The sequence below is a fragment of the Flavihumibacter sp. CACIAM 22H1 genome (genome assembly GCF_001601815.1).
Classification (GTDB): Bacteria; Bacteroidota; Bacteroidia; order Chitinophagales; family Chitinophagaceae; genus Flavihumibacter.
The window spans coordinates 1-5,987 of the sequence record NZ_LUKG01000127.1 but is presented as its reverse complement, the minus strand read 5'-3'; the positions used below and the strand labels follow the sequence as shown (position 1 = coordinate 5,987).

Below are 5,987 nucleotides of genomic sequence, written 5' to 3'. Positions count from 1 at the left end.
CAATACAGCAATCGATTCACTCAAAAAGCAGGACCTGCCCATCAAGATCAGCTATGATTTTGTGGCTAAAAATGAGGAAGACGATGTTTTGTACATCGATCCGGTTCTGGATCCTTTTTTTAAGGACAATCCTTTCCAATCAGCTCAACGCGCCTACCCGGTTGAAATGCCCTATCGGATTGATGAAACCTATTTGCTGAACTTTGAAATTCCCCAGGGATATAAAGTAGATGAAATGCCCAAATCAGCGAAAGTTGGTTTAAATGATGGCGACGGATATTTTGAGTACCTGATCTCTTCTGAACCGGGAAGAATACAATTAAGAACCCGGGTGGTGTTGTCCAAAGCCTATTTTGCCCCGGATGAATACGAACACCTGCGCGAATTTTTTGGCTATATAATTAAAAAACAGACCGAACAGATTGTTCTGAAAAAGGCAACTCCATGAAACAAAAACTGAGCATTCTCCTAGTTGTTCAGCTGCTGTTGGCAGCCTCAGCTTTTGCAGATGAATACCCTTCCTTTACCATTCCTAAAGCATTGCTTAAATATGCTAATGCTGTTATCCGTAAGCAGGAAACGGTGCTTGAAATTCATTCCGAAACCAAGGTAACCGTGCGTGAACATTTTGTACTTACCGTGCTCAATGAAGCCGGCAGCAGGTATGCTTATTGGGCCGAAAACTATTCCAAGCTGTCCAGCATTGAAAAAATTGAAGGAACCCTGTACAATGCTATGGGTGCCAAAATCCGTAACCTTAAAAAAGGGGAAATTATTGATCGGCCGGCTTATGTAGCCGGGCAAATGGTGGTAGATGACCGCATAAAGTATCATTCGTTCGAACACAAGGAGTATCCTTATACCATTGAATATATTTCGGTGGTTACGAATAATCAAACCATGTTTCTTCCCGGCTGGAGCCCCATGAGAGGAAAAAGTATTGCTGTGGAAAACAGCAGTTTTGTTATTGTTTCCGATCCTGACTATACCTATCGTACCAGGTTATTCAACCTGCCTGCCATGAGTATCAAAACAAGTACCGGTAAAAAGAAAACGGAAGTCTGGTCGGTCAGTAATATCAACGCCGTGCCCGACGAATATGGAGCCCCGGCCGTGCATGAAGTATCGCCCTATATTTCACTGGCAGCTACCACGTTTAAACTGGGTAATTACAAAGGCGATATGTCTACCTGGAAAGAGTTTGGGAATTTTATTAAAACCCTTACCGATGGACAGGATCAATTACCCGAGGAAGAGAAGCGAAAAGTAGCGGCCATTACTGCCAGCTGCAAATCTGACCTGGAAAAAGTAGAAAAATTATACCGGTATATGCAGTCTAAAACGCATTATGTGGGTATACAGTTAGGGGTTGGCGGTTGGGTTCCCTTTTCTGCCAAATATGTAGCAGCCAACGGCTATGGCGATTGTAAAGCATTGAGTAATTTTATGGTGAGCCTGCTAAAAGAAGCAGGTGTCAAAGCACACTATGCATTAATCCGGGCAGGAGAAGGCGAGCGGGATATACCGGTTGATTTTCCGGCCTCCTATTTTAACCATGTAATTTGCGTGGTACCACTGGCAAAAGATACCGTCTGGCTCGAGTGCACCAGCCAAACTACTGCGCCGGGTTATATGGGTAGCTTCACCGGCAACCGTTATTCACTGCTTATTACAGAAGCAGGCGGTGTACTGGCCCGAACCCCGGCGTATAGCAAATCAGAAAATCAATACCATTCTAAAATCATCGGGGAACTGAATAAAGAAGGGCAGTTAACCCTCCGGGCAGAAAACAGTTATAAGGCCGTTTTGGGAGACCGGTTGCATCAGTTTATTCATAGTTATTCACAGGAAGAGCAACTTAAAAAACTGCAATCCAGCCTTGCTATTCCGCAATATAGTATTACCGGTTTTACGTACAAAGAAGTACCCGGAGCCCTGCCAGAGATTAAGGAAGCGCTCGAGGTAAAAGCGGACCATTATGCCCAGTTTACCGGCAAACGTTTATTTATTACACCCAATGTACTGAATAAATGGCAGCATAAATTATCGGTAGATACCAACCGGTTGTACGATATTATCCTGAACGAGGAAAAAATCGAATACGATACCGTACAGCTAAGTATTCCGGAAGGGTATAAAATTGAACGTTCTATTAAAGACACCGAACTGAAAACGCCGTTTGGCAGGTACGAGGTTACCGTGCAACTCAAGGGATCAACCCTGGTATATACCCGCAAACTGGAATTAAGCAGGGGCCGGTTTCCGGCCAAATCCTACAACGATTTGTTGCAGTTCTACGAAAAAATGTATGTAGCGGATCGGGCTAAACTGGTATTGGTAAAGGCCGATAATTAATTGTTATGCTGCTGGCTTAATTGATATGCTGCTCGATCAGTTCGCGAATTTCTTCAAAAACCATTCGCTTCTGATCGGGCATTTCACCTTTTGTAAAAATGATGGCCGCATAACCTTTCGACCGGTTTATCCAGGGCCAGGTACCCGAAATGCCGGGGCAGTTTACAAGGGTTCCGTTTCCTGTTGCGTCTCTTTCCTGGATCCAACAGCCAAATCCATAGTCATTACCCTGCGAAAGGGGAGAAGTGTAAGCAATACTGGCTGTACCGGTTTGTTTTTTCATAAGCTCATTCACCGCAGCTTCACTCAATACCCGTTTATCTCCTGCCATGCCTTTATTTAATAACATAGCCAGGAACTTCATGTAGTCTTCTGCAGAGGCTTTGGCCCCGCCAGCAGGGTTTTCTGCATAGACACCATCGCTCATAAAATTAGTCCTGCGCCAGGCAAGTTGTTTGCCCAAGCGGTCTCTCATAACGCGGTCAAAGGGGCGTTTTGCCACTAGTTCCAGCACCCGGCCTGCAATATTGGGCCCGATTGTTCCATAGTAAAACTGTGTTCCCTGCCGGCCTTTCATATTCCTGTCCTTTGCATAACTGGCCACTTCTTCTTCCAGGGTATCAAATTTTTTCTTTTTCAGGGCCGTACGAAAAATGGGCGGGTCAGACTCGATCGTGGTCGTATGCGACAAACACATCCGCAACGTTATATATCCCTTGCTATAGCTCTGGTATATGGGAAGAAAATCGCCCAGTTTATCATCTAACTTTAGTTTTCCTTCGTCAATATAGCTCATCACCAGCGCCGCGGTAAGCCATTGGCTGGCAGCTCCTATGGGTTCCTGGGAACTTGCTCTTAATTCACCGAATTCACGACGATAAACATCTTTCCCGTCTTTATAGACCATCACCACAAAATCATTACCCAGGTCCTTTTTATATTTCTCTAATCCACTGGTGATGGCAGGAATATCTACCTGGTTGTTTTTGAGTTGCTGTGCATGGGAAAAAGAGCCGGTTAAAAGGCTGAGACTTAGCAGGCAGGTAGCTAGTATTTTCATATGAGGATATATCTTCTAAGTTAAAAAACAGGAACTAACCCATAACGTTAAAAACAGGTACAAGGTTATGAATCCTGTAAAAAAATTCAGTTTTTTTCTACAAAACCGGCGGATACGTCACCTTACGCAAGTTTTTACCTGTCATTATTGCCTGATTGTCAGCTTGGATTATCATTTGATGAATAGAAATAAACCAGGAAAATATACTATGAACTTAAATAATTTTACCGTTAAAGCAGCTGAAATCATTCAACAGGCCCAGCAATTGGCCTTTAATGGACAGCATACCAATATTGAAACCGAGCACTTTTTAAAAGCTTTGCTCGATCAGCAGGATTCTCCCATTGAATACCTGTTGAAGAAAAATTCAGTAACAGTTCCTCAACTGGAGCAGCAACTCGATCAGCTAATCGACAAGCTTCCAAAAGCGCAGGGTACAGATCCTGCCCAGTCGATCAGCCGCGATGCTAATAACGTAGTACTTCGGGCGGGCGCTGCCCTTAAGTCGTTTGGCGATGAATTTGTGACGCCGGAGCACCTGCTCCTGGCCATTCAACAGGGCAATGATAGTACGGCAAAATTGCTGAAAGATGCAGGACTGACAGAAAAAGGCCTTATTGCTGCTATTAAAGATTTGAGAAAAACCGGCAATATCACTTCCCAAACCCAGGAAACGCAGTTTAATACACTCAACAAATACGCTAAAAATCTCAATGAGATGGGGCGTAATGGAAAGCTTGACCCGGTTATCGGCCGCGATGAGGAAATTCGGAGAACCTTACATATCCTGAGCCGCAGAAGTAAGAATAACCCTATACTGGTAGGAGAACCTGGAGTGGGTAAAACGGCTATTGCGGAAGGCCTGGCCATGCGCATTGTAAACGGTGACGTGCCGGAAAACCTGAAATCAAAAATCATATTTGCCCTGGATATGGGGCAGCTGATTGCAGGTGCCAAATATAAAGGCGAGTTTGAAGAACGTTTGAAGGGGGTAGTGAACGAAGTGGCTAAAAGCGACGGTGAAATCATCCTCTTTATTGATGAAATACATACGCTGATCGGCGCAGGCGGTGGAGAGGGCGCTATGGATGCTGCAAATATTCTAAAACCTGCATTGGCTAGGGGAGAACTACGGGCCATTGGTGCTACCACCCTTAATGAATACCAGAAATATTTTGAAAAAGATAAAGCGCTGGAGCGTCGTTTCCAGAAAGTGCTGATAGATGAGCCCAATGTGGAAGATGCAATTTCTATCCTGCGGGGTATTAAAGACCGGTATGAAACACACCACCATGTGCGTATCAAGGACGAAGCCATTATTGCCGCGGTAGAATTATCGCACCGGTATATAAGCGATCGTTTTCTGCCTGATAAAGCCATTGACCTGATTGATGAAAGCGCTGCCAAGCTGCGGCTGGAGATGAATTCAATGCCCGAAGAGCTTGATAAACTCGATCGGCAGATACGGCAGCTTGAAATCGAACGGGAAGCTATTAAACGGGAAAATGACGAAGAAAAGCTGAAAGAACTCAGTATTGAAATTGGGAACCTAAGCGTGGAACGGGATACCCTGAAAGCAAAATGGCAGCAGGAAAAGGAGCTGGTGGAAAAAGTACAAACAGCCAAAGCAACCATCGAAACCCTTAAACTGGAAGCAGAGAAAGCAGAACGCAATGGCGATTATGGAAAAGTAGCAGAAATCCGCTATGGAAAAATCCAGGAACAGGAAAAGCTGATAGCTGATTTGTCGGATGAGCTGGTAGCCTATGGCAAACACAGCAGCCGGCTTATGAAAGAAGAAGTGGATGCGGAAGATATTGCCGAATCAGTTGCCAAAGCAACCGGTATTCCGGTGGCAAAAATGATGCAGAGCGAAAAAGAAAAACTGCTTCAATTAGAGGATCAGCTGCATGAGCGGGTAGTGGGACAAGAAGAGGCCATTACCGCGGTGGCAGATGCTATCCGCAGAAGCAGGGCAGGGTTAAGCGACCCCAAGAAACCGATTGGCTCCTTTATATTTTTAGGAACCACCGGGGTGGGTAAAACAGAACTGGCCAAAGCCCTGGCAGCTTATCTTTTTGATGATGAGCACATGATTACCCGCATTGATATGAGTGAATACCAGGAAAAACATACGGTATCAAGGCTGGTAGGTGCGCCTCCCGGTTACGTGGGGTATGAGGAAGGTGGCCAGCTAACCGAAGCTGTTCGGCGCAAACCGTACAGCGTGGTATTACTCGATGAAATTGAAAAAGCCCACCCCGATGTTTGGAATATTATGCTGCAGGTATTGGACGATGGACGGCTTACCGATAACAAGGGCCGCGTGGTGGATTTCAAGAACACGATCATCATCATGACCAGCAATATCGGCAGCCATATCATTCAACAGAATTTTGAAGGAGTTACCGAAGATAATAAGGAAGAAGTGGTCGATCGTACCAAATACGAGGTAATGGATTTATTAAAACAAACTATTCGGCCCGAATTCCTGAACCGGGTGGACGAAATCATCATGTTCCAACCCCTGATGAGAAATGATATCCGAAATATTATCCGGATACAGTTACAG

Annotated in this window: 4 protein-coding genes; 3 read left to right on the top strand and 1 reads right to left on the bottom strand. The window is 44.9% G+C overall.

Going from position 1 to position 5,987, the window contains the following annotated elements; translation table 11 throughout:
* Both A1D16_RS20725 and A1D16_RS20720 read left to right on the top strand, forming a co-directional pair.
* Positions 1-448, top strand: a 448-nt coding sequence (locus A1D16_RS20725; RefSeq protein ID WP_290713270.1) for a DUF3858 domain-containing protein, incomplete at its 5' end; no start/stop codon positions are given.
* Positions 445-2,355, top strand: coding sequence for a DUF3857 and transglutaminase domain-containing protein (locus tag A1D16_RS20720; RefSeq protein ID WP_290713267.1), 1,911 nt, complete (start codon positions 445-447; stop codon positions 2,353-2,355). The genes A1D16_RS20725 and A1D16_RS20720, both read left to right, overlap by 4 nt.
* Before the next feature lie 16 nt (positions 2,356-2,371).
* Here the strand turns inward: A1D16_RS20720 and A1D16_RS20715 are convergent, their stop codons facing one another.
* Positions 2,372-3,415, bottom strand: a complete 1,044-nt coding sequence (locus A1D16_RS20715) for a serine hydrolase domain-containing protein (RefSeq protein WP_290713264.1) — start codon at positions 3,413-3,415, stop codon at positions 2,372-2,374.
* A gap of 208 nt (positions 3,416-3,623) precedes the next feature.
* On the opposite strand from A1D16_RS20715, the gene A1D16_RS20710 reads away from it, so the two are divergent.
* On the top strand, positions 3,624-5,987 hold a 2,364-nt coding region (locus A1D16_RS20710), incomplete at its 3' end, for an AAA family ATPase (RefSeq protein ID WP_290713261.1).

Excerpts from the sequence above, each read along its gene's own strand:
- A1D16_RS20720 (WP_290713267.1), top strand. The coding sequence starts at position 445 with ATGAAACAAAAACTGAGCATTCTCCTAGTTGTTCAGCTGCTGTTGGCA.
- A1D16_RS20715 (WP_290713264.1), bottom strand. The coding sequence starts at position 3,415 with ATGAAAATACTAGCTACCTGCCTGCTAAGTCTCAGCCTTTTAACCGGC.